Source organism: Haemophilus seminalis (assembly GCF_006384255.1).
Classification (GTDB): Bacteria; Pseudomonadota; Gammaproteobacteria; order Enterobacterales; family Pasteurellaceae; genus Haemophilus; species Haemophilus seminalis.
Genome location: NZ_VCED01000008.1, coordinates 48,976 through 73,227, shown reverse-complemented (window position 1 = coordinate 73,227; position 24,252 = coordinate 48,976). Strand labels below are relative to the sequence as shown.

Here is a 24,252-nt window from a genome sequence, read left to right as displayed (position 1 = left end):
ACTCGATCACCTGTTTTTTAAACTGCCTTATTCACCCAGTGAGTAAGGCAATACGACATACTCCAGCGGTACCCCATTTAGTAAGCGAAATTTTTGTTTAGCTGTCGTGTCGTTATTCATCACAACTTGCAACCATAAAATACCGTCTAAATTGACCTCACTTGTAATCGTGCCTGTTTTTCGCCAATTAGATTCAATCTGCATTTCGATTTCACTGCCAATTTCAGCTTCCTGCTGGGTTTGTGCTTTAAAGACAAACATTGCACGTTTGTTCGCACCACGATATTTCGCACGAGCTACCGTTTCTTGTCCAATATAGCAACCTTTAGTAAAAGAAATGGCTTGCTCAATAACCTGTAAATTTAGCGCCTGTGGGATAAATTCATTTTGCGTTTGCGGACTTAAATTTGGCAATCCCGCTTGAATATCGGCTACATCCCAAATTTTTTCATCGCCATTAAAATTCACAGGTAATTCAGTTTCATTCAATAAAATTGAACGCAGTCCATCCATTTCCCATGAAAAGTGCGATGTAATTTTTTCACATTTTTCACCTATCACACCAATGATTTTCCAATCACGTAAATCAAAACTAACTTTTGAAAATACCGCATATTTTTTCAAGGCATCTAGTCCGCTTGGCAAAAGATCTTTCTTAATAAGTAAAAAGAATTGCTCACTACTTACTTTAAACAAACGATAAATTGCATTCATTTTACCTTTTGGATCGCAGTGAGCTGTAAGTGTTGTTGCTCCACTTGCTAATCGCACAACATCCGTGGTTAACTGCCCTTGCAAATATTTTTCTGCATCAGCACCATGTGCCTCAATCAGTTGATATTGAGTAAGAGAAATAAATTGAGACATTCTGCTTTCCTATTCTAAATTCTGGATTTGCTCACGCATTTGTTCGATAAGCACTTTTAGCTCAACCGCAGAAGCCGTGATATCGGCATTAATGGATTTGGACGCAAGGGTATTGGATTCACGATTCAATTCTTGCATCATAAAATCTAATTTACGACCAACTGCACCGCCTTTTTTCAAAATATTCGTGGTTTCTTTCACGTGCATTTGTAAACGATCGAGCTCTTCCGCCACATCAACGCGTTGAGCCAATAAAATCATTTCTTGTTCCACACGTTGAGGATCAAGATTAACTTGAGCATCTTCAAAACGTTGCAATAAACGCTCACGTTGCCATTGTAAAACTGCCGGCATTTGTGACCGCACTTTATCGGCCTCCACAGCAATGGCATCTAAGCGTTGTTGAATAATATCGTTCAGTTTTTCACCTTCACGACCACGCATTGCAATAAAATCTGTCAGTAAATCATCAAAAGCTGTCAACAAATCTTGACTAATCGCATCTAAGTCTTGCTCTTGCGCTTCCACCACACCAGGGTAACGCAACACGTCTGTCAAATTAATTTCACCTTCTCCAGCTTGAGCTTTAATCCATTGCAAAGATTGAATCACTTGATTCGCAAGCTCTTTATTTAAATTTAATTCAGCATTTGTTTGTTTTTTTGTTTCAATGCGCAAAGAACATTCGATTTTGCCGCGAGTAAGACTTTGACGAAGTTTTTCACGCAACGTGTTTTCTAATCCTCGGAATTGCTCTGGCAAACGGAAAAAGTTTTCTAAATAACGTTGGTTAACGGAACGAATTTCCCATACTGCATCGCCCCAATCTTTTTTCACTTCAAGGCGTGCAAAAGCGGTCATACTGTAAATCATAAGCTCTCCTATTTTGTCTTAGCTTTGTCTTAGTTGATTCGCTAAGTATTTTAACGAGATGAACGTAGAAAGGGAAAAGAAAAGTGCGGTAAATAATAAAGATATTTTGTATTCTGCCGTTTACACACTGTAAATTTTAAAATACAATCATCGTAAATTTATTATTACACAATAAGGAAGCAAACATGAACAAAACTGTAGGCAGCACACTTCTCGTTGCCGGTACGATGATTGGCGCGGGGATGTTGGCTATGCCACTCACTTCCGCCGGTATCGGATTCGGCTTTACTTTAGTCTTATTATTAGGGCTTTGGGCATTATTAACTTTTAGTGCACTTTTATTCGTTGAGCTCTATCAAACTGCAGAAAGTGATGCAGGTATCGGCACTCTCGCTGAGCAATATTTTGGTAAAGCAGGACGCATTATTGCCACAGCCGTGCTAATTATTTTCTTATACGCATTAATTGCTGCTTATGTCAGCGGTGGCGGTTCACTACTAAAAGATTTATTACCAGAAAGTTTTGGCGATAAAGTTAGCATCTTATTATTTACCGTGATTTTCGGTTCATTTATTGTCATCGGCACACATAGCGTAGATAAAATTAATCGCGTGTTATTTTTTGTGATGCTTGCAGCCTTTGCCGTGGTGTTAAGCTTAATGTTGCCTGAAATCAAATTTGATAACTTAATGGCGACGCCAATTGATAATGCTTTAATTATCTCTGCAAGCCCTGTATTTTTCACAGCATTTGGTTTCCACGGTTCCATTCCAAGTTTAAATAAATACTTAGACGGAAACGTAAAAGCATTACGCATTTCTATTTTGGCAGGTTCAGCAATTACCCTTTTCGCTTATATTTTGTGGCAAATGTCCACTCATGGCTTGCTCACACAAAATGAGTTTTTACAAATCTTAAAAGAAGACGCCACCTTAAATGGTTTAGTAAAAGCAACGCTTGCTATCACTGGTAGTAACATGATCGCAGGTGCGGTAAAATTATTCTCAACTTTGGCGTTGGTTACTTCTTTCTTGGGCGTAGGGCTTGGCTTATTAGAATGTATTGAAGATTTACTAAAACGTTCATTTAACGTTACAGCAGGCAGAATTTCACTTGGTTTACTGACTTTTATTCCACCACTTGTTTTTGCATTATTTTACCCTGAAGGTTTTATTTTAGCACTAGGCTACGCAGGTCAAATGTTTGCATTCTATGCCGTAGTATTACCAGTTAGCCTCGTTTGGAAAGCTCGTCGAACTCACACCGATTTGCCATACAAAGTATGGGGAGGAAATCTGACTTTAATTATCGTATTAGTATTAGGCGTAATCATTACATCCATTCCATTTACGATTCGTGCGGGTTACTTGCCATTTGTAGTGGGTTAATAATATAAATATCAAAAAACATTATTCAATTAATCTGTACTCCAAAAGTTAGGCTAAATAGCTAGCTAATTAAGGTACAGATTTTTTATAATCTTGGATTTAAAAGCAGAATGTTTTTATGGCAAGGAATTTGAATCAATAGACGAAATTATCTAACTTTATATTAGCTATTAAAAAGAAGAAAAAATAAAATTATACTATAAGCTGTTACTTGTCCTTATAAAAACTAATTTATTGATTTTCTTTTAATTTTCTTAATAACGCAATTTCTCTTTCTAACCCATTTATAATTTTATCTTTTTGAGCTAATAATTCATCTTTATGGCTTAATATTAATTGTAATTGTTGAATGATTTGATCTGTATTTCCATTCCCAACAGCAAAGCAAAAATTATGAGAATTACTAAAATCATTATCAGTATTATTAAAATATATTTTTTCAGTTTCTCCCACTGAGAGCAGCTCACAAATATCCATATCAAATACTTCAGAGATCTGTTCTAAACGAGATAGATTTGAACGCACTTCACCTCGCTCAATTTTCCCATAACCTGTTACCGACATCCCTAATTTATCCGCCATATTTTCTTGCGATAACTGATGCTGTTCGCGTAATTGACGGATTTTCTCATTAATTTTCATGCATTGCCCTCTAAAGGTAAGCCGTTACCTTAATTCGGTAACTAAATGTAACTGTTGGTTTATTGTACATAATTTTTGCCAAATTATAATGGTTTTGGATTTTTTCTCCTACTTTTATTTATTGAGGCTCTATGAAATTAAAAAATGTAACTATTGCAACAGCAATTTTAGCTGTATTAACAGGCTGTGGAAGTAGTGGTGGCAATTCAAGCACACTAAACACCAATCAACCAACCGCTCAAAATGAACAAAGTCGTCAGCAAGTAACTGATGCTAAGAAAGCTGAAGAAGCTCGTAAAGCTGAAGAAGCTCGTAAAGCCGAAGAAGCTCGTAAAGCCGAAGAAGCTCGTAAAGCCGAAGAAGCTCGTATCGCGGAAGAAAACCGTAAAGCCGAAGAGGCTCGTAAGGCTGAAGAAGCTCGTATCGCGGAAGAAAACCGTAAAGCCGAAGAAGCACGCAAAGCCGAAGAAGCTCGCAAAGCCGAAGAAGCTCGTAAAGCTGAAGAAGCACGCAAAGCTGAAGAAGCACGCAAAGCCGAAGAAGCTCGCAAAGCCGAAGAAGCTCGCAAAGCCGAAGAAGCTCGTAAAGCTGAAGAAGCTCGTAAAGCTGAAGAAGCACGCAAAGCCGAAGAAGCTCGCAAAGCCGAAGAAGCTCGCAAAGCCGAAGAAGCTCGTAAAGCTGAAGAAGCACGCAAAGCCGAAGAAGCTCGTAAAGCTGAAGAAGCACGCAAAGCCGAAGAAGCACGCAAAGCCGAAGAAGCTCGTAAAGCCGAAGAAGCTCGTAAAGCTGAAGAAGCACGTAAAGCAGAAGAAGCTCGTATTGCACAAAAAACTGCTGAGTTAATTGAACAAGCTAAAGCTAAAGGGCTAAACGATGACGAAGCAAAACAATTTGCGCAAAATAATATCAATAATGAAGATGATGTATCTAAAGCAAATTTAGATAAAATGATTAAAATAAAAGATTTGACAAAACTTGCTATTGCTGAAGGTCTTGATAAATATCAAGCCGCTGATTTTGCTAAAAATAATGTAGATTTAGATGAAGATACAGCAAAAGCTAACCTTGAAACACTTATCATCAATAATGCTAAAGGAATTTATAATGGACAATATCGTAATGGGCTAACTACAAACCAATATGGCACATCAAGTAGTTCCTCATCTGGTTGTACAAATGGACGTTGCTATTCAGTAGAAGAAACTATTACTACCGGTAAAGCAATCTATAATCAACCGTATTCAATCATTATTGCTGATACTACATCAGGTATGCGTAATTATTCTACTATTAATGAATTATCTAATGTGAGAATTACTGGTCTAAAAACAAAATTAGAAGCGATTCCAACTGAGGGAACTGCTAATTATAGTGGCAAAGCGTTTGATGCTAAAGAAGAAGGGGTATTGGCTTATCGTGTTGATTTCTCAAATAAAACAGGTTCAGGCAGTATTACAGGCTTAGGAAACGATATTGCACTAGCACAAGGCTCTATTTCTGGAGCAGGTATTTCATCTACTGCAACACAAAGCTATAAATCAGGCTCTTACTCATTAGATTTCTTCGGCAAAAACGCAGAAGAAATTGGTGGTAAGGTTTCCTTTGATGGAAAAGATGTGGTTGGCTTCGGTGGTACCCGTGGTGAAATTCAAAAATAACCTTTCTGTAGGGGCGAATTACATTCGCCCTAATTTTTAGAGCAAATGCGATTTACCCCTACAAGAAAATGCCGTTTAAAGTGGATTGAAACGGCATTTAACTATTAGAAAATTTCCGAATGTGAACCGATACGAATGAGCTTTAATTCTTCGTCATCACTAATTTGGTAAATCAGCACAAGATCGTTAAAAATATGGCAGTCACGATAACCTTGCATTTCGCCTTGTAGTGCGTGGTCTAAATATTTTCTTGGAAGCGGTCGATTTCTTTGTAAAAGATACAAAACCTCGGTCATTTCTGCTGAGAATTGTTGCTTAGCTGTGAGCTTTTTAATATCTCGTTGAAATGTTTTAGTTGCGGTTACTTTTAATGTTTTAACAGATTCCATACACATTATTTATTCCGCTGATTTTAACAGGTTTTCCATAATATTAGCTCCAGAGTTTGCTTCACTAATGATATCAACATCACCATTTTCAGCTTCTTGCATCGCACGCAATGTTTCAGCATTTGGTTTCAAATAAGAAAGGTTTACTGGAATCGTTTTTGTATTCGCAATTTCTGTTAAGAATAAGTTAAACACTTGCGAAGGGGTGAAACCGTAATTTTCAATTACATTAAATGCCTCTTGTTTTAAATTTTCTGATAAACGAAAGCTAAAAGATGCATTTTGTGTCATTGCCATAATTATCTCCTTTGTCTAACAATGCAGTACAAATCATTATAGATAGAATGTCTTGCATTGTAAAACAATGTTTACTTATAAATAAATTTACTATGAAAAAACTCGCAAATTTCCTTATTTTTTTACCGTTTGCAACACAAGCGGAGACCTTTCACGCCCCTCAACCTGTTTTCTTTGAGAACAATACTTTGCCTAAACAGATTGAACCACAAATAAAAACGCAACCAAAAACAGAAAATCCGCCTGCTTCTTCGTTTGCCCTTTCTGATGCAGACAGTACCAAAACCAAGCTCGAGAAGTTGATTAACTATGGTGTATTAAAACAGCAATGGCATTTGTTGAAGCAGCTTCTTCCGTTGTATCAACAACAAGCGGATTATGATGAAATGCTTTATCGTTATGCGATGGGAGCAATGCTGCGGGCGGAGCAAAAATATGATGAGGCGATTTCGCTTTATCAACAGATCGTGGCAGAAAAACCTGAGTTGTCTTATCCACGTTTTGATTTGGGTGTGATGTTGTTTGAGAATAAACAATATCGCCAAGCAAAAGCGGAGTTGGAACGTGCTAAACCCGAACTTTCACCACAAATGCAGCAATTTACCGAACGTTATATTCAGGCGATGGCAGAGCGACAAAGTTGGCAGTCTGATATGGAGCTACAATATACCCAAACTGATAACGTGAACAATGCTTCTTCTCAGCAAGATATTATGTTAGGCGGTTTGCGGTTTAAAAAAGATGCGGGCTCCTTGCCGCAAAAGGCACACGGCCTGCGCTACGGTGTGGGTGTAAACCGTGAATTGAACATATCCGGCAATCATTTTGTTACAGCAAATGGTCGTTTGGGTGGTGTACATTATTGGGATAACCAAGATTACAGCGAAAAATCGCTGTATGCCTCGCTCGGTTATCGATACCGTTCAGCCTTGCAAGCGGTCGGATTTTCTCCATTTTTTGAACAGAATTGGCTCGGCTCACCACGTTATAGCAAAAATTTTGGTGCAGTTGCAGATTTTCGTCGAGAATTGAGCGCTTACTGGGCAATTTCAGGAGCTTTTTCGCATACGCAAAAACGCTATGCCGATGCTTCTGTCGCTCGTCGTCATAATGGTTACTTAAACGGTGTTTCACTTTCGTTAAGCTATCAAGCCAAGCCGAATTGGTTGCTTTTTAGTGGCGTGGAAGGCAGTGTTGATCGTAGCAAAGATAAAGCAGAATCTTCTCTTCGCCGTGGGGTGAATATCGGTTCAGTATGGGAGCTTAAAGAGTTTGTCAGCCGTGTTAGCTTACGTTATGTGAAGCGAGATTTTCGTGCGGAGAACTTTTATTTTCCCACTCAAAAACGCCAAGACAAGGAATATAGCTTAAATGCGTCGGTGTGGTATAACCGTTTGCAATGGCAGGGTTTTATACCGAAGCTGAATTATCGTTATCGTAAAATTGATAGTAATATCCCTGAATTTTATTCAAGAAAAAGTGAGGAATGGTTTATTTCTGTGGAAAAAGATTTTTAAGTTCAGAATACCAATAACCGTTTACAGATTGATCTGCACCTAAATGTTGGACTAAATAACTAATTCAGGTGCAGATTTTTTATAATTAAACAGATCGATTTTGAATGGTGTTATCAAATGATAAATTTTTAATGCGTTTTATGGCTTGTGCTATACAAAATTTTATCCGTATAAGCCAAGGCGATTGCTGACACCAAAAAGCCTAAGTGCAATAATAACTGCCACATCATCGTTTTTTCTGACGTATTGCTCGCATTCACAAAGGTTTGCAGCATATGGATAGATGAAATACCGATAATAGACATAGAAAGTTTAACCTTCAATACCGTCGCATTTACATGGCTCATCCATTCAGGCTGATCGGGGTGATTACGCGTACGCAATTTGGATACGAAAATTTCATAGCCACCGATAGTCACCATCACAAGCAAGTTTGCGATCATCACGACATCAATCAAATTCAACACACCCAACATAATCGTGTTGGAATCCATCTCATTGACATTAATTACCAATGCCCATAAGCCTTTAATAAACTTATAAGAGTAGATCGCTAGCGTTACAATCAACCCCAAATAAATCGGCACTTGCAACCAGCGACTAGCAAAAATTATTTTCGCGATAATATTCGATTGTTCGTTATATTTCGCATAAAGATCAACAGGTTTGTTTTCTTCCATTAGATTTTATTCCTAAATTAAAAAGTTGGTTAAATAAATAAAAAAACTGCAGGAAGATAGCAGTTTTTTTGAAAATAGCAATAAAGAAATCGAGTTATTGTTATTTTATTTATACATTTGAAGGGGAGGAAACTGATTCTCTCAAAATACAGGCCGGCTCTAACACTAAAGTGCGGTAATTTTCATTGGGTTCTTGTATACGTTGCAATAAAGTCTCAACAGCAAGCCTACCTAATTCAGCTTTAGGTTGACTAATTGTAGATAAAGAAGGAAAAAGATAACGAGCTAATTCAATATCATCGTATCCCATGATAGAAATATCTTGCGGAATACGTAAACCTTGATTCTGAATTGCCTGATAGGCACCAATGGCAATAGTATCGCTACAACAAAAAATAGCGGTCGGTCTATCAGATAACGAAAGCAGTTTTTGCGCCCCAACGATCCCTCCTTCAAAATCAAAATGACTTTCTACAATCCAATCAGGATTTAAAACTATATTAGCTTCAGACAAAGCTTTCTTATATCCCTGCAAACGATTTTTAGCTACTGACTTTCTGAGATTACCCGTAATAATGCCAATTTTCTGGTGTCCAGCATCAACCATAGATTTCGTTGCAAGATAACCGCCATATTCTGAGTTCTCTAGAATTTTGTCTGCATTTAACTCAGTAAACCACCAATCCATCACAACTAAAGGCAAAGATACTTCAAGCTCCATATCCGCTTGAAAACGACTATCGCCACACATCAGTAATACACCATCTACTTGTTTATGTATTAAGGTTTGTAGATTTTGCTGCAAACGCTTGCCATCCCCCCCCGTGGTAGCAATAATAAGATTATATTGATGCTGCTGACAATATTGCTCCACGCCAGCCATCACTTCAGCAAAGAATGGATTATTTGTTGCGGTGACAAGTAGCCCGATAGTTTTGGTTTCGCGTACCTTAAGGCTTCGTGCAACAGCTGAGGGGGTGTAATTCAGTTCAGCGACAATACGCATCACTTTCTCACGAATCTCATCGCTAACAAAACGCGATCCATTAATGACATGCGAAACTGTGGAAGTCGAAACTTGCGCCAGTCGTGCAATATCTTTCATTGTCGCCATAAAAACACCTCAAAAATTCACTGCACTTTAAGCGTGTTCAAGAAAATCTAAAGTTTCCTGACGCGTTGGAATAGAGGATTGGGCCCCTTTTTTTGTCACACTAATCGCAGCGGCAGCTTGCCCAAAACGAATGGCTTCATCAAAGGATTTTTCTTCCAATAAAGCCGTAACAAAACCGCCATTAAATGTATCACCAGCTGCGGTAGTATCTATTGCTTGCACACAAAAGCCCTTAATGATGCGGCTTTTACCTTTTCGACTGACAAACACGCCTTTCGCGCCAAGGGTAATCATCACAGTTTCAATGCCTTTATCGTGAAAAACACTCGCAGCTTTCACCGCACTTTGCTCGTCGGTTACTGCTACCCCAGTCAGGATTTCAGCTTCTGTTTCATTTGGTGTAATAATATCAATCAAACTCAATAATTCGTCCGATAAAATCTGCGCTGGAGCAGGATTTAGCACAACCTGAACACCATTTTTCTTAGCGATTTGAGCAGCCAGCTCCACACCATAAAGTGGGGTTTCTAATTGCATTAATAAGCAATCCGATTGTGCAATTTGCGCCTCACTTTGACGAACAACCATCTCCCCCAAATGTGCATTTGCACCGCTAGCCAGTACAATACAGTTCTCACTAGACTTGGCAACTTGAATAAATGCCATTCCCGTCATTTCCTGTGGAACGGTATTAATATAGGTTGTATCAATCCCTTCCTTGACAAACACATTTTTCATTGTTTCGCCAATGCTATCTGATCCAATGCAACTAATGAACGCTACCTTTGCCCCTAAGCGAGCAGCTGCCACCGCTTGATTCGCCCCCTTGCCACCATAGGAAATTTGATAATTTTGACCTGTTAGTGTTTCACCGGGTTTAGCAAAGTAAGGCACTGAAATAACATGATCAGCATTGATACTACCGAGAATTGTGAGAGTCTTCCCTTTCATAATTATTCTCCACTATAAAAGTAGGCATATATCAAGCAATTATAAACCTAAAGTGCGGCTATTTTTACCGCACTTTTGAAACTTAAGCTAAAGCGACACCACTTAAGCCAATAAAAAAACCTGCAATAGTTGCGCTTAATAAATTAGCTAAAGAGCCAGCAATAACAGCCTTAATTCCTAATCGAGCAATATCTCCACGACGATTTGGAGCCATACCACCAACCCCACCAATTAATACAGCTATAGAACCAAAATTAGCAAAGCCACAAAGAGCAAAAGTAATGATAGCCTTTGTTTTATCAGAAAGTTCTACTGGTGGATTGATACCTAGGTAAGTTGAAAATTCAGAATAACCAACAAATTCGTTTACGGTTAATTTGATACCTATCATATGACCAGCTACTTCAGCATCACTCCAAGGTACTCCCATAACCCATGCCAATGGTTTAAAAATCCAACCTAAAATTATACCTAAAGAGAGTTCTGGTTGATTAAACCATTCTCCAATGCCGCCTAAAATACCGTTAATAAGAGCAATTAGAGCGATAAATGCAACTAACATAGCTCCAATACTTAATGCCATAGTCATTCCCGCACCAGCACCAGAAGCAATGGCTTCAAGCGCATTAGATGGTTTATCTAATTCAACATTTTCGATTTCGTCGTTAAATTTTTCAGTTTGTGGATATAATATTTTTGCGAATAATAAACCCGCTGGTGCAGCCATAAAAGAGGCTGCGATTAGGTAGGTTAAAGGTACACCTAATCCAGCGTATCCAGCTAAAACAGAACCTGAAATGGATGCTAGTCCTCCACACATAATAGCAAAAAGCTCTGATTCCGTCATTTTGCTAATATAGGGTTTTACAACCAATGGCGCTTCTGTTTGTCCAACAAAAATATTAGCTGCAGCAGACATAGACTCTGCTTTTGATGTTCCCAAGACTTTTTGCAATCCACCTCCAATTAATTTGATGACCCATTGCATTACACCTATATAATAAAGCAAGGAAATCAATGCAGAGAAAAAAACTATGACAGGAAGCACCTTAATAGCAAAAATGAAACCAACACTTTCACCTGATGCCAATCCACCAAAAACAAATGAAATACCCTCATTTGCGTAAGCAATAACTTTACTTACTGCATTAGACATACCCAAGAGGGAATCTCTGCCAATAGGTACATACAAAATAAAGGCACCAATAGCGATTTGAATTGCTAATGCACCAAATACCGTTCTTACACGAATAGCTTTTCTATTATTGGAAAGGAGATAGGCTATGCCTAATAATACAAAAATCCCTAAAATACTAATAAATGCGTCCATAATTTGACCTCATTGAAAGTAAAAGGAAAGATAAACTTTATTGCTAATTTAATCGTTTGATTGCATCAATAATTAAATTCCAAAATCGTTCTTTATCTAACTTTGTAGCAACTTGCGTATTGCAAGGTTTAGGTGGATAACGGAAATCTGCAACTGTCATGCCTAATGTGTGCGTTCCCGTTAATTCAATATTAACTGGTACACTTACTGTTTCTATTAATGTTGGATCAATAACATAAGCCACAGCACAAGGATCATGAACTGGAGGATAATTAAAGCCTTGAGCTTGTTTATACATTTTTCCAAAAAATTCAAGTAATTCGACAACAAATTCGGCAGGCTTAGTATCAATTTTTGCGATACGCTCAACAACATCAGGGGTGGCTAATGCTTGATGTGTTAAATCTAATCCAACCATAGTCACTTTCCATCCAGCATTAAATACAATATGTGCTGCTTCGGGATCAATTTTTATATTAAACTCAGCTACGGCACTCCAATTTCCAGTATGATACCCGCCTCCCATTAATACAACTTCTTTTACTCTCTCAATAATTTTCGGTTCTAATCTTGCCGCTAAAGCAATATTCGTCAGCCCTCCTGTTGGGACAAGAGTAATTGTTTTCTCAGGGTGAGACATAATAAGATCAATGATTAATTCCACAGCATGCTTTTCATTGAAAGTTCGATTAGATTCAGGTAATTTTGGACCATCTAACCCTGATTCACCATGAATACTAGGTGCGACCTCAATTTCCCTAACAATAGGTCTGTCTGCACCCTTAGCGAAAGGAACATTTTTCATTTGAGCAATTTCAGCAATTGCCAAAGCATTTCGTGATACTTTCTCCAATGTTTGATTACCTACTACAGTAGTGACTGCAAGTAGTTCAATCTCTGGATTGCCATAAGCGAGTAACATCGCTATCGCATCATCATGTCCAGGATCACAATCTAAAATAATTTTTTTACGCATTCTTTACTCCTATATTTTTCATAGTCATAAACTGCTGACCGCCACATCGAAACGTTTCGATAAGATAAATATAAAGAACAAAAACAGAAAAACAACTGAGAAATTTCAAATTTGAGATATTAATCACAAAATTTTTTGATTAGATAAAATAAAAAATTCTCCGACCAAATTCACATTTAATCGGAGAATAAATTATTTGAAATTATCTTAGTTCAACGTATCCAACCTAGCCAAATCGATCTGATTATTCAATAACTCCACTTCCGGCATCGTTTTATTCGCTTTTGCGGAAAGGGTTTTAAATCGTTCAACTTTACCAACTAAACCTTGTTGGCCAACAAGTGCGGTTACTGTGCTGTTGTATTGGTTGCTGACGGTAGAAAGCGTATTACCAAGCTTACTTAAACGTTCTGCGACCAAGCAAATTTGGTTATAAATTTCACCTGCTTTTTCAGCGATTTCTTTTGCCTCTGCATTACCGCGTTCGATACGCCATAGGTTTGCTACGGTTCGTAAAATCGGCATTAAGGTGGTGTGAGAAACCATAATGACATTACGTTCATAACCGTAATTAAATAAAGCAGGATCAGATTTTAAAGCCTCAATATATGCGGGTTCCACTGCAATAAACATGAGAACAAAATTCGGGCTACGCATGCCAATAAGATTACTGTAATCTTTTTTATGCAGATCATTAATATGACTTTTCAATGCGGATATATGTTCTTTTAGTAAACGCTCACGTTCAAAATCATCGTCAGAATTCACCGCACTTTCGTAAGCTACCAATGACATTTTGCTGTCGATAATTAAGTGTTTTTCATCGGGTAAATTCAACACAAAATCAGGGTAATTGCGTCCGCCTTGTTCATCTTTAAAATGTGCTTGCGCGCGGTAATGCACATTTTCTTCAAGTCCAGCCAGTTGCAACGCTCGTTCTAATTGCACTTCGCCCCAGTTACCTAAAGTTTTCTTTTCGCCTTTCAGCGCAGAAGTTAGATTACTCGCCTCTTGCGACATATTCAGGCCAATTTCCATCACTTTTTTGATTTCCGCTTCCAATCCAGCATTACCTTTCACGGATTCGGAGTGAATTTCATTGACACGTTTTTGAAAACCTTCAATTTGCTCACGGAAAGGCTTGAGCAACGTTTCCAAGGCAGTTTGATTTGATTGACTAAATGATCGACTTTTTTCATCCAAAATACGATTGGCTAGATTTTGAAATTCCACACCCAATTGCTGTTTCGATTGTTCAAAGTTCTGTTGTTGCTCTGAAAAATGTTTTTCTTTCTCTGCTAAAGTTGTTTTTAATCCTGTTAACTCTTGAGAAAGTGCGGTCAATTTTTCGGTTAAATGTTGTTGTTCCTGTTCTTTTCGAGATAACTGGTTTTGGGTATGTTGCAATTGGGCATTCAAACTTTCAGCTTGCGCAGAAGCGATCCCGAAGCGCTCTTTTAATGCGGTAATTTGCTCCGCGATGGCGGAATGGCGAGCCTGCTCCTCATCTAATTCTTGGGTAAGATAGTAAATTTTTTCATCTCGTTCATTCAAGCGAATTTGTAACCCTTGGCTTTCTGTTTGAGCTTTAATAATTTGCTGTTCTAATTGATTTTTAAGGCTATTTATCCCATCAAATTTTGATGCCAGTTGATTATAGTCTTCTGTGGTTTTATGAAGTGTTTTATGAAGTAAAGCATATTTCTGCTGAAATAGAATCAGCAGTAAAATCAAGACAATAGAAACAACGCCCATCACCCATAATAACGACATATCCCACATAACTCCCCCCTTTAATTTAAGGTCTGAATTGTAACATAGAAATCCGTCTATCTCCTTCCATAGAAGGCAATAATCTCAATTAACAAAAAACCCGACTTTCGCCGGGTTTTTATTTTACTTACAAGTTAATTACCATTGGTAGCCAACACTTGCACTTGCACCAGAGTGGCCTTGTGAATTGCTGTTTACTGTGAATTTAACCCCAACTTTACCATTATCTGATAAGCGAGAGTAACCCACCGCCAACGCATTTTGTCCACGATATGTACCTGCACCGACAGACACCATAGATTTACCTGCTGTCGTAACATGATATAACCCACCTGATGCTAAAGCACCCGCAATACCTGCACGTAAGCCTTTATCAACATTATTGATTTGATTGCTGATATTACCTGCAACATATTTCAATTGGTTTACATTCACAGCATCGGTGCCATCTTTACCTGGAGCAACATTGGTAATACGTTTACCGCCAGCGTTGATACCGTTTTCGTTGATATTAACGTCACCTACTTTCACTTCTTTTGCTGTGACAGAGTTTACTTTAATATTATCTTCCATCGATACTGTCACACCGTTTTCATTTGCAGTCGTGGTAATGTTTTTGCCATCACCCTTGACAGCCACCTTGCTACCTAGTTTTTTCACACCAGTAGTGCCGTGATCTGCATTAAAGGTTAAACCTTCGTTTGTTACTTTATCGTATGCCTTAACGCCTTTACCAATATCACCTTTCGTTTTATCTGAAAGATCAACGGTATAGTCAGTCACAGTTGTTGAACCATCTTTATGCGTATTAGCAGCTTTTGTCACTTTAACGTGATCAGAACCAGCTTCAACTGCTGCAGAAGTATCATTAGCACTCACTTTATAGATAGTTTGACCATTAGCACCTGTACTTGATCTCACATCAATATTATCCCCTGCGGTAACTTCAGTTTTCGCAGCGTTTAATTGTTTGACGTTTACTGCATCAGTATCTTTTTTACCAGCTTTTACATTGGTAATACGTGTTGCCTGATCGTTATTATCAGATACTTTCAAACCTTCATTTGTTTGAGTTAATTTAACTTTTACATTACCGGTTGTATCAGTGATGTTGATGCCCTCAACTTCTGGTGTTTTCTTAATGGAAACAGTAACAGTATTGCCATTTACTGCGGTCATTACATTTTTACCATTGTCAAATTGGTTAGCATCAGTATTACCTTCAGCGCCTTTAATATTAACAGTTGAGTTTAACTTCGCTTTATGATCTGTACCACTATTACCTGCGAAAGTTAATCCGCCCTCAGCAACCTCAGATTTGAAGTCTTTCAACTGTTTTACATTTACAGCGTCAGTGTCATCTTTACCTTCTGCAACATGGGTGATTTTGTTACCACCGTTGTTTAAGCCAGTATTTGTTAAAGAAACAGTTTTGCTGTCATCGTTTGAATTAGCCGGCTTAATGGTAATACCACTATTTGTGATATTTGTTACAGCGTTGTCGTCTCCACCTTTAAACTCAGCTGAAGTTAAACCTTTCAGTTCTTTTGCCAGTTTTACGGTTAATTCTGTACCACCTGTCGTTGCATTAGGTGTTGAAATTACACCAATATTGTTGTCAGACAACTTGGTTTTATCCGTAACGCCACCTTTTATATCCACTTGTTTATTAAGTTTGACATTGGCAACCTCTCCAATATCACCCCCATATTTCATACCATCATCAAGCGTTGCCAATTCATGAGTTTTATCAGAACTTCCTGGTTTAGTTGGGTCAGCTTTCTCAACGTAAACTAGACGTGTTTCACCATCTTTGCCATCCACGCCCACTTTGCCATCTTGACCCTTAATGGTTAAACCGTTTTTACCATCTTTACCATTTAAGCCGATAGAACCGTCTTCACCGTTGATTGCAACTGCAGAACCGTCTTTACCATTTACGCCGATAGATCCATCAATACCATCTTTACCTGGTGTACCTTTTTCTCCCACAACAACTTGGTTTTTCAAGCCGTAAGTGTAAGTCACGTTACCGTCCTTCACGTCTTGTTTTAAAGTCAAGTTATCGCTTGCAGCAAAGTCGACTGATTTGCCTGATTCAACTTTGGTGTCTGTTCCTGTTCCCACTAGGTTTGAACCTGTTGCATTTGTTTTAAAGCTATAATCTTTGATTTTGCTTGCTAAGCCGCTTAAATCAATTTTAGCTTCAGTGTTTGGTACAACTTTTCCAGTGCCATCGGTATAAGTCAGTGTAACTGACTTATCTGTGTCATTATAAGTGTATCTGGTTGGTGTAATATGGCGTTCAGTTGATTTCAACTGAGCCACATTTACCGCATCCGTATCTGCCACACCAGTAGCTACACCATGAATAATATTGTTACCCATATTAATGGTTGCGCCTGTACCTACGGTAAATTTGCCATTTGGATTTACCACAAACTCATTTGAGGTTACCTTGTTGAACGTAACATCGTTATCCGTTGCAAAGGTAAAGTTTGCACCATCACGTTTCACGCGTAAGTTTTTACCCGCTTTCAAGGTTAACTTATCGCCCGCACCCATGGCTTGACCATCAGCGTCATCTGCGTCATTAGTTTTCGCATCATCTGCAATCTCACCACCGTTGTTATCGGCTTTAGCAAACCATTTCGCTTTATTGATTGCATTAGCCACATTGCTTACTGTAGCGACCTTATTCTCATCGTTAGATTTTGCTTGAACTTGACCTTTTTTCTTCGCGTTATCACCTGTTGTTGTAGTGACCTCTTCAATCGCACCTGTCTCTGCATGCAATGTGCCACCTGCTTTACTTATGGTGGTGCCATCAACAGCTACATCTAACTCATAGTTTTTAGCATTATCAGCACCAGTTGCGTTAATTGTGATTGGACTGTTTGCGGCTTTGGATACACTTGCTTGCGTGTTGGTATCGGTCGCGCTTATTGTGAAGCTGCCATTTCCATTATCCTTAACAGTGACATTATCTCCACCTGTCAAGCTTGCCACATCCGCATTCACTTGAACATCGCCATTTGCATTAACAACTGCTTTGGTTCCCTGCCCATCTTTAAAGGTTAAGCTATCACCCGGGTTGATAACAGTTTTAGCTGTAGCTTCTTCCCCTTGTTTTAATTGGAAACCTGATTTTGCAATCGCATCTGCTACTGCTTTATTGGTTGTTAAACCTGTTGCAGTTGCCATGGAGGTTACCGCGCCTGTTGTTTCTGTGACAGCAATCTCGCCTGTTTTAGCAGCAACCGTATGGGTTTTTAAATGCTCCCCATCTGTCGGGGTGACGGTAATAAAATCACTACCTCTCACATCAACGGCTTCTTTCGCTGCATCTTTTACATCATTTTTAGTCACGCTAACTTGATAAGTTGCACCGGCATCACCTTTATTCTGGCCTGACTTCACATTTACTTTTGCAATGTTGTCATCGCCTTCTTTGCTCTCGACAACCTCAATCGCTTTCGCCTGTGCTTTAGCGGCTAATTTTCCGTTTTTAACCTCAAGTGTGCCTTCATCAATGTCTAAGCCAACTTTATAATCTGTTGTATGCTCTGATGTATTCGAGGTTGAGGTCAATTTAATTGGGCTATTATCCTCTTTTGATACCGTTGCTTTTTCTGAATGCACGGTAAATGTTTTACCTGTTGCATCGTCTTTTGTTTTATTTACGGTTACGTTTTTACCTGCTTCAACAGTTGTGGTATTTGCTTTCAACTGAGCCACATTTACCGCATCCGTATCTGCCACACCAGTAGCTACACCATGAATAATATTGTTACCCATATTAATGGTTGCGCCTGTACCTACGGTAAATTTGCCATTTGGATTTACCACAAACTCATTTGAGGTTACCTTGTTGAACGTAACATCGTTATCCGTTGCAAAGGTAAAGTTTGCACCATCACGTTTCACGCGTAAGTTTTTACCCGCTTTCAAGGTTAACTTATCGCCCGCACCCATGGCTTGACCATCAGCGTCATCTGCGTCATTAGTTTTCGCATCATCTGCAATCTCACCACCGTTGTTATCGGCTTTAGCAAACCATTTGGCGTTATTAACCGCTTTTACTACAGTATCAACAGTAGCAAGTTTACCTGAATCAGTTTTTGACGGCTCTAGCGAGTCTTTGTGAATTGTAACTTGTCCTTTTTTACTATTACCTTCGGTATTTGTTACCGAATCTACGTCTCCGGTATTTGCAGTAAGCTTATTACCATTAGGGTCAATTTTTATTGTGGTGTTATCTACGTTTACATCATAGCTAATGGTTGCCCCTTCGCTTGCTTCAGTCACAACATTTGCATTAGTAGCATTGCCTGACTTAAAGTTGACATAATCACCAGGGTTAATTAAAGCTGGCGCTCCGCCATTGGTGTATAAATTCCAACCTGTTTGATTGACTTTATCGGCCACATCATAAGCAGTAGCTAAGGCATATTTATTAGTATCATCTCCTGTTGGTACAACAAATTTACCTGTAGGGGTAGCTTGTTTTGTTTTATCTATTTTTTTGGTTGTTATACCGTTATTTATGGTAATTTCAACTGGATGTTTTTTCTCGGTGTTAATTTTTGCAGTGACTGCTTTAAATTTAATTGTAGATAAGCCGTTGGCTTCGGCGGAAGATTCGATTTCAATGCTGTTATCTGCATTGGTGAAGTCAACTTTATCACCTGGATTTACAAGGCCAACTTTTGTACCTTTTGCTCGTACTTCCCAGCCGCTGTTATTGATTGCACTAGCAACAGCAGTCGTTGTAGCTAAACCTGCTGTGGTAGGAGATGATTTGCCATCCGCCGTTGTAGAGAATGTTCCTTGTGTAGTGCTAATTTCTAATTTATTATCATTTGCTTTGGTTGTAATAAAACTACCTGTCGCACCAACAACAGATAAACGTTGATCGTGTAAACGTACATCACCTTTTGTGTTGTTGTCACCTTTGAAAGCAAGGTTCACGGATTTTAATTGTGCTACGTTTACCGCGTCATCATCTGCGGTACCAGCTGCGAGGTGGTTGATTTGACGGGTTTTGTCAGTATCACCAATAGAAAGACCCGCTAAAGTAGAAGTGCGGACATTTTTCTTGTTATTCGTTAGGTTGACATATTTATTAACGCGAGCCCCATCTGCATCTTGAGAAGCATCAAAGCCAGTTTGACCTGAAGCTGCAGTTGTTTTTGATTGTGAGCCTAAAGCAATACCATTAGCGATGTTTGCTTCGGCACCTGAGCCAATGGCAACAGCGCAGCACTCGCAGTAGTTTTGTTTTCGCTGTGTTGTCCACTTGAGCCAAGTGCAATGGCATTATTTGCTGTGGCTGTTGCATCTTGACCTATTGCCAAAGAACGGGATTGGGTCGCATTAGCTTCGTATCCAATGCCAACCGCACTTGCGGCTTCAGCTTTAGCATTGTAACCAATAGCTGTTGTTCTAACATCTTTTGCTTGCGCGCCCGGTCCAATGGCTGTGTTATAATTTCCTAAGGCTTTAGCTTCAAAGCCTAAACTTACGGCATTAGAGCCGGTAGAAGAGGCATTTTTACCAATCGCAATCGCATCTGTTGCTGTGGCACCATCATTATTTTCGTTGGTGCCACCCTCTGACTTGACTGAGAAATATTTGATTTTATATTTAGGATTTATTTTTAAATCCCAAACAGTCTTATTTGGATCGGTGGTATCGGGATTAATGGTAATATCCCCATCTTTAGAGGTTACGTTATAATGTTTGATTGTCCCCACAACAGCCTTTAACTGAGCCACGTTTACAGCATCATAGTCTGCACTACCTGGTGCTAGGTTGGTGAGTTGGCGAGTAGTGGTGTTGTTACCTAGGGAGACTGCACCAGCAGTACCTTTAATAGTATTTTTTACTCTTTCTAAGATTGATTTGTCATTGATTAATTTAATTAATTTAACTGGGGCATAAACGTCATTTACCGTGCTGTTATCCTTATCAGTAATATCCTTATCAGTAATATGATTTGATGATATGACGTTGCCTGCTGAGCTAATTGTGATACTTCCACCATCTAATGCAGCTCGAGTAGATTTTGATCCTTGACCTAATGCTACGCCGCCTGCTGTGCTTACAGTTGCACCAGTACCTACAGCCGTGCCGTCCGCGGCAGTTACGCTTGATGAGCTTCCTAGTGCGGTACCATTTGCTGCACTAACATTTGCACTTCGACCTAATGCAGAGCCGTATGTTGCTCCAGTATCTACCGTGCTATGTGCCCCCACCGATGTTGCATTTTCTGCTAAGGCTTTTGCTGTATTACCAATGGCTGACGCATCTGCTTGATCAGCTACGGATTCATTACCAAATGCAGATGAATACCCTTTCTGTGCAGTAGCTTTGGCTTTGGAACCGAAGGCTACAGACTGGTTAGATGCACTTGCTGTATTACCAATGGCAACCCCCTCACCTCCAGTTGTCGTAGTTTCATTCCCCAAGGCAATAGAGTTATTACCTGCTGCAATTGCTTGTTTACCAACGGCAATAGCTTGTTGATCTTTTGATTCAGATTCTGTACCAATAGCGATGCCATTAGTTGCCGCAACATCTCCATTTGTTGCACCCACTTTAGCTCCATTACCTATCGCAATAGTACTCTCATTTTTTGCAGTAGCATGTGAACCCATAGCAATGGCTTTTTTACCATCGGCAACAGAACCATCGCCATAAGCTGCAGATGCTACTCCATTTGCTTGTGTTCCTGGGCCAACTGCAGTAGCCCATTCCGTAGCTCTAGCGCTTGAACCTATAGCGTTAGCGTAATCTCCTGTAGCTTGAGCGTCTTTACCGAGTGCAACAGAACCCTCTCCTCGGGATTCAGCTAAAGCCCCTCCAGCTAAACTGTCATTGCCACTTGCTGAAGCAACATAACCTAGAGCAGTTGAGCGCGCCCCATGCGCGTTCGCTTGAGAACCGTAAGCGCTTCCATATTCACCTTCAGCAAGAGTTTTTCGCCCAATTGCAATTGTTCCTTGACCTGTTGCCTTTGTCTCTTTACCTATTGCAATTGCAGCTCCTTCAAGTAACTTACCTTGAGCATCTCTGGTGTCTTGACTTTTAGCGTGTGAGTTGCCTCCAATTGCTATGTCATAACCCTTTTCTGCGGAAGCGTTAGTGCCTATAGCTATTGACCATCGATCTTTAGCGTCTGCTGGAAGCGCCCCTCCTTTGAGTGAAATTGCGATACCGTTTCCTACGCCCGCTATATACGCAGCCTCTGCACCCCCAACAATAGCCCCAGCAGAAACTGCTGCTAAAACTACCGCACTTAATGTTTTACTTGATTTTGTTTTGCCTTTTGCGCGGCTAAGTTCGGAAACTGCAACCCATGTTTGTGTGATTGTATTCCAAATAACTTTATATATATGATTCATATTGATAATCCTATATTAATTTAAATGCACTCTCTCGGACGTGAAATAAGCGAAAAACATAAAGGCACAGCTCAAAAAGCATATAAATACCTTTATACTGTAAAGAAAAATAAGAAATAACAGAACGTTTAATTGGTGCCCTACAATTTCATCTTAAGCAAGACAAAACCTAAACCTGAAGCCAATTAAACTTGTTAATAAACGAAATGAATGTATTTTCTTTGATATGTTAAATGCTAAATATGTAGCGAATGGGTAATAATAAGTAATATTCCGTATTACATTATTCAGATGAGACATTTTATTCTTCTTTAATAAAAAATGAAAAAGTCTGTCATAGGTAGATATAAGTGGAAACATCCATGACTCCAATCTAAAAACTGAACTAAACTCTCGATAAATCTAAATAAGGGAGAAATGAGTTAAGAAATTAGGTTATCTTCGTATTCTACACAATATTAATGGAAATGAAAATAAAAAATTTATAACTTAATGTAAAAATTTACTTTTTAATAAACCCCTACGGCATGAATGGATGTTATGCCTACTTCAGTATATGACATGAATTAAACTGATATTATTAAATTATCAAGCGAACTAAAAAATAACCGCACGATTAAAGTGCGGTTAATACTATCCTTATTTTTCTTTGGGTAAGCGCATCAAGGCGTAGATAAAGCCGCCCCAAATAACGCCAAAAGCTACAATCATCATAATCATTGCGCTCAAACTCATTTTACTCTCCTTTTTTTTTCATCAAGGATTAATTGGGTATCATTTTTCCATTTTAAGCGAGAAAGCATAAATGCCACAATTAATAAACTGATTGCCATTCCCCAACCAAAAATATTGACAAACCAACTTGGGTATCCTTCATATCCTTCAGAAAAGACTTTGGCGCCCTCACTAAATAACATAAATGCTAAAATACCTGTGGTCAGCACAATACATAAACGCCAGAAAAAGCCAACTTTGAAAGAAGAGGTTTCATTTAAATGATCGCCCAATAACCCTAATTTTTCGTTTGCCACAATTGCAATTAATGATACAAATGCAACAGCAACAATACCAAAATAGTTTACGAATTTGTCAAAGACATCCAACATTGGCAATCCTGTTGTCGTACCAAATAAGAGCACTGAAACCAGCATCATTGGAACACCCACAATAAAGGTTACTTTCACACGGCGAATACGTAGCTTATCTTGAATAGCGGAAATGATCACTTCAATAACAGAAATGAAAGAAGTCAATGCTGCAAACGTCAATGAACCAAAAAATAAGACACCTAATACTTCACCAAATGGTGCTTTGTTAATAATGGTTGGAAATGCGAAAAATGCTAAACCAATTCCGCCTTTTGCTACCTCGCTCACTTCTTGGCCTTGTGCCGTTGCAATAAAACCTAATGCTGCAAAAACACCTACGCCTGCTAACACTTCAAAACTACTATTTGCAAAACCTACTACTAATCCACTTCCGGTTAAATCTGATTCTTTTTTAAGATAAGAAGCATATGTCACCATAATTCCAAAACAAATTGAGAGAGAAAAGAATATTTGTCCATATGCGGCAATCCATACACTTGGATTCGATAGCTTTGACCAATCTGGTGTAAATAAAGCATCTAAGCCTTTTTCCGCACCAGGTAAAAATAAGGAATAAATAACCAAAGCCATAAACATAATGACTAACACCGGCATTAATACCGATGAAACTTTTGCAATGCCTTTTTGTACACCAAGTGAAAGTACACCGAGGGCAATAATCCACATCGCAATTAATGGGCAGGTGACCATTCCCACAAACTCAAAACTCACCCCATTTTTGATGTCGCCCATTTTCAGAAATTCACCAATGAAAAAATCGATCGGTTTATCTCCCCAAGCACCATTAATTGAGAAATAGGTGTAACTTGCAGCCCAGCCAAGCACAACGGCATAATATAAGCCAATGATGACATTCACCATCATTTGCCACCAGCCAAACACTTCAAAATGTGGACTAAAACGACGATAAGACAATGGTGCCCCACCACGGTGACGGTGCCCAATCGCATAATCTAAAAATAAAAGAGGAATCCCTGCAGTTAATAATGCAATAAGATAAGGGATAATAAAAGCGCCCCCACCATTTTCATAAGTGGTATAAGGGAAACGCCAAATATTACCAAGGCCCACCGCTGAGCCAATGGCAGCCATAATAAACGCGTTACGACCAGAGAAGGTTTCACGCTTTGGTGCAGATTGCGCCATAAGTTGTTCCTATAAGTTAGAATGAAAGCTGTCAATATAATGAAATCTTGACATCAGTCAATAAAAGAGATGAAAGTGCGGTGAAATTTATACTAATTTTTGGTGAAAGTGATTTCGTTTAAAAAAATGAGAAAAC

General features: G+C 38.9%; 18 protein-coding genes. 3 read left to right on the top strand and 15 right to left on the bottom strand.

Features of this window, described 5'->3' with window-relative positions; all coding sequences use genetic code 11:
* Positions 1–27 precede the first annotated feature (27 nt).
* A complete protein-coding gene (ygfZ, locus tag FE813_RS09545; RefSeq protein ID WP_139990350.1) occupies positions 28–867 on the bottom strand; it encodes a CAF17-like 4Fe-4S cluster assembly/insertion protein YgfZ in 840 nt (279 codons plus the stop codon).
* A gap of 9 nt (positions 868–876) precedes the next feature.
* Positions 877–1,740 (bottom strand): YicC/YloC family endoribonuclease, encoded by an 864-nt coding sequence (locus tag FE813_RS09540; protein ID WP_139990349.1) that lies wholly within the window; start codon positions 1,738–1,740, stop codon positions 877–879.
* A gap of 185 nt (positions 1,741–1,925) precedes the next feature.
* Between FE813_RS09540 and FE813_RS09535 the strand changes: the two genes are divergently transcribed.
* Positions 1,926–3,128 (top strand): aromatic amino acid transporter, encoded by a 1,203-nt coding sequence (locus FE813_RS09535; protein ID WP_139990348.1) that lies wholly within the window; start codon positions 1,926–1,928, stop codon positions 3,126–3,128.
* Between the two features lie 231 nt (positions 3,129–3,359).
* On the opposite strand, the gene FE813_RS09530 is transcribed toward FE813_RS09535, so the two are convergent.
* Positions 3,360–3,770 carry a helix-turn-helix domain-containing protein gene (locus tag FE813_RS09530; RefSeq protein ID WP_111407994.1) on the bottom strand — a complete coding sequence of 137 codons (411 nt, stop codon included), beginning with the start codon at positions 3,768–3,770 and terminating at the stop codon, positions 3,360–3,362.
* A gap of 131 nt (positions 3,771–3,901) precedes the next feature.
* On the opposite strand from FE813_RS09530, the gene FE813_RS10575 reads away from it, so the two are divergent.
* Complete coding sequence (locus FE813_RS10575) at positions 3,902–5,428, top strand: factor H binding protein domain-containing protein (RefSeq protein WP_208430673.1); 1,527 nt, start codon at positions 3,902–3,904, stop codon at positions 5,426–5,428.
* 104 nt (positions 5,429–5,532) lie between these two features.
* Here the strand turns inward: FE813_RS10575 and FE813_RS09520 are convergent, their stop codons facing one another.
* Both FE813_RS09520 and FE813_RS09515 read right to left on the bottom strand, forming a co-directional pair.
* The gene (locus FE813_RS09520; RefSeq protein WP_111407995.1) at positions 5,533–5,823 is read right to left on the bottom strand and encodes a type II toxin-antitoxin system RelE/ParE family toxin; all 291 of its coding nucleotides are present in this window, start codon (positions 5,821–5,823) and stop codon (positions 5,533–5,535) included.
* Between the two features lie 3 nt (positions 5,824–5,826).
* Complete coding sequence (locus tag FE813_RS09515) at positions 5,827–6,114, bottom strand: type II toxin-antitoxin system RelB/DinJ family antitoxin (RefSeq protein ID WP_235898366.1); 288 nt, start codon at positions 6,112–6,114, stop codon at positions 5,827–5,829.
* Positions 6,115–6,206: 92 nt separating this feature from the next.
* Here FE813_RS09515 and FE813_RS09510 point away from each other — a divergent pair, with 92 nt between their 5' ends.
* Positions 6,207–7,631, top strand: coding sequence for a surface lipoprotein assembly modifier (locus tag FE813_RS09510; RefSeq protein WP_111408004.1), 1,425 nt, complete (start codon positions 6,207–6,209; stop codon positions 7,629–7,631).
* A 128-nt stretch (positions 7,632–7,759) separates the two neighbouring features.
* On the opposite strand, the gene FE813_RS09505 is transcribed toward FE813_RS09510, so the two are convergent.
* The 10 genes from FE813_RS09505 to FE813_RS09460 all read right to left on the bottom strand — a co-directional run bounded on the left by FE813_RS09505 (position 7,760) and on the right by FE813_RS09460 (position 24,116).
* Positions 7,760–8,311, bottom strand: a complete 552-nt coding sequence (locus tag FE813_RS09505; RefSeq protein WP_139990347.1) for a TIGR00645 family protein — start codon at positions 8,309–8,311, stop codon at positions 7,760–7,762.
* A 109-nt stretch (positions 8,312–8,420) separates the two neighbouring features.
* Positions 8,421–9,425: a substrate-binding domain-containing protein gene (locus tag FE813_RS09500; RefSeq protein ID WP_139990346.1), complete on the bottom strand. Its 1,005-nt coding sequence runs from the start codon at positions 9,423–9,425 to the stop codon at positions 8,421–8,423.
* A gap of 27 nt (positions 9,426–9,452) precedes the next feature.
* Positions 9,453–10,376 carry a ribokinase gene (gene rbsK / locus FE813_RS09495; RefSeq protein ID WP_048953170.1) on the bottom strand — a complete coding sequence of 308 codons (924 nt, stop codon included), beginning with the start codon at positions 10,374–10,376 and terminating at the stop codon, positions 9,453–9,455.
* A gap of 82 nt (positions 10,377–10,458) precedes the next feature.
* A complete protein-coding gene (locus FE813_RS09490; RefSeq protein WP_139990345.1) occupies positions 10,459–11,706 on the bottom strand; it encodes a NupC/NupG family nucleoside CNT transporter in 1,248 nt (415 codons plus the stop codon).
* A gap of 43 nt (positions 11,707–11,749) precedes the next feature.
* On the bottom strand, positions 11,750–12,682 hold the full coding sequence (gene uriH, locus FE813_RS09485; RefSeq protein WP_048953168.1) for a uridine-preferring nucleoside hydrolase UriH: 933 nt from the start codon (positions 12,680–12,682) through the stop codon (positions 11,750–11,752).
* A 207-nt stretch (positions 12,683–12,889) separates the two neighbouring features.
* The gene (locus FE813_RS09480; RefSeq protein WP_139990344.1) at positions 12,890–14,464 is read right to left on the bottom strand and encodes a DNA recombination protein RmuC; all 1,575 of its coding nucleotides are present in this window, start codon (positions 14,462–14,464) and stop codon (positions 12,890–12,892) included.
* A gap of 129 nt (positions 14,465–14,593) precedes the next feature.
* Positions 14,594–19,489: a YadA-like family protein gene (locus FE813_RS10570; protein WP_258038809.1), complete on the bottom strand. Its 4,896-nt coding sequence runs from the start codon at positions 19,487–19,489 to the stop codon at positions 14,594–14,596.
* Between the two features lie 170 nt (positions 19,490–19,659).
* On the bottom strand, positions 19,660–21,861 hold the full coding sequence (locus FE813_RS09470; protein ID WP_139990342.1) for an ESPR-type extended signal peptide-containing protein: 2,202 nt from the start codon (positions 21,859–21,861) through the stop codon (positions 19,660–19,662).
* 639 nt (positions 21,862–22,500) lie between these two features.
* Positions 22,501–22,596: a methionine/alanine import family NSS transporter small subunit gene (locus FE813_RS09465; protein ID WP_139990341.1), complete on the bottom strand. Its 96-nt coding sequence runs from the start codon at positions 22,594–22,596 to the stop codon at positions 22,501–22,503.
* Complete coding sequence (locus tag FE813_RS09460) at positions 22,593–24,116, bottom strand: sodium-dependent transporter (protein WP_139990340.1); 1,524 nt, start codon at positions 24,114–24,116, stop codon at positions 22,593–22,595. Before FE813_RS09460 ends, FE813_RS09465 begins: the two co-directional genes overlap by 4 nt.
* Positions 24,117–24,252 lie beyond the last annotated feature (136 nt).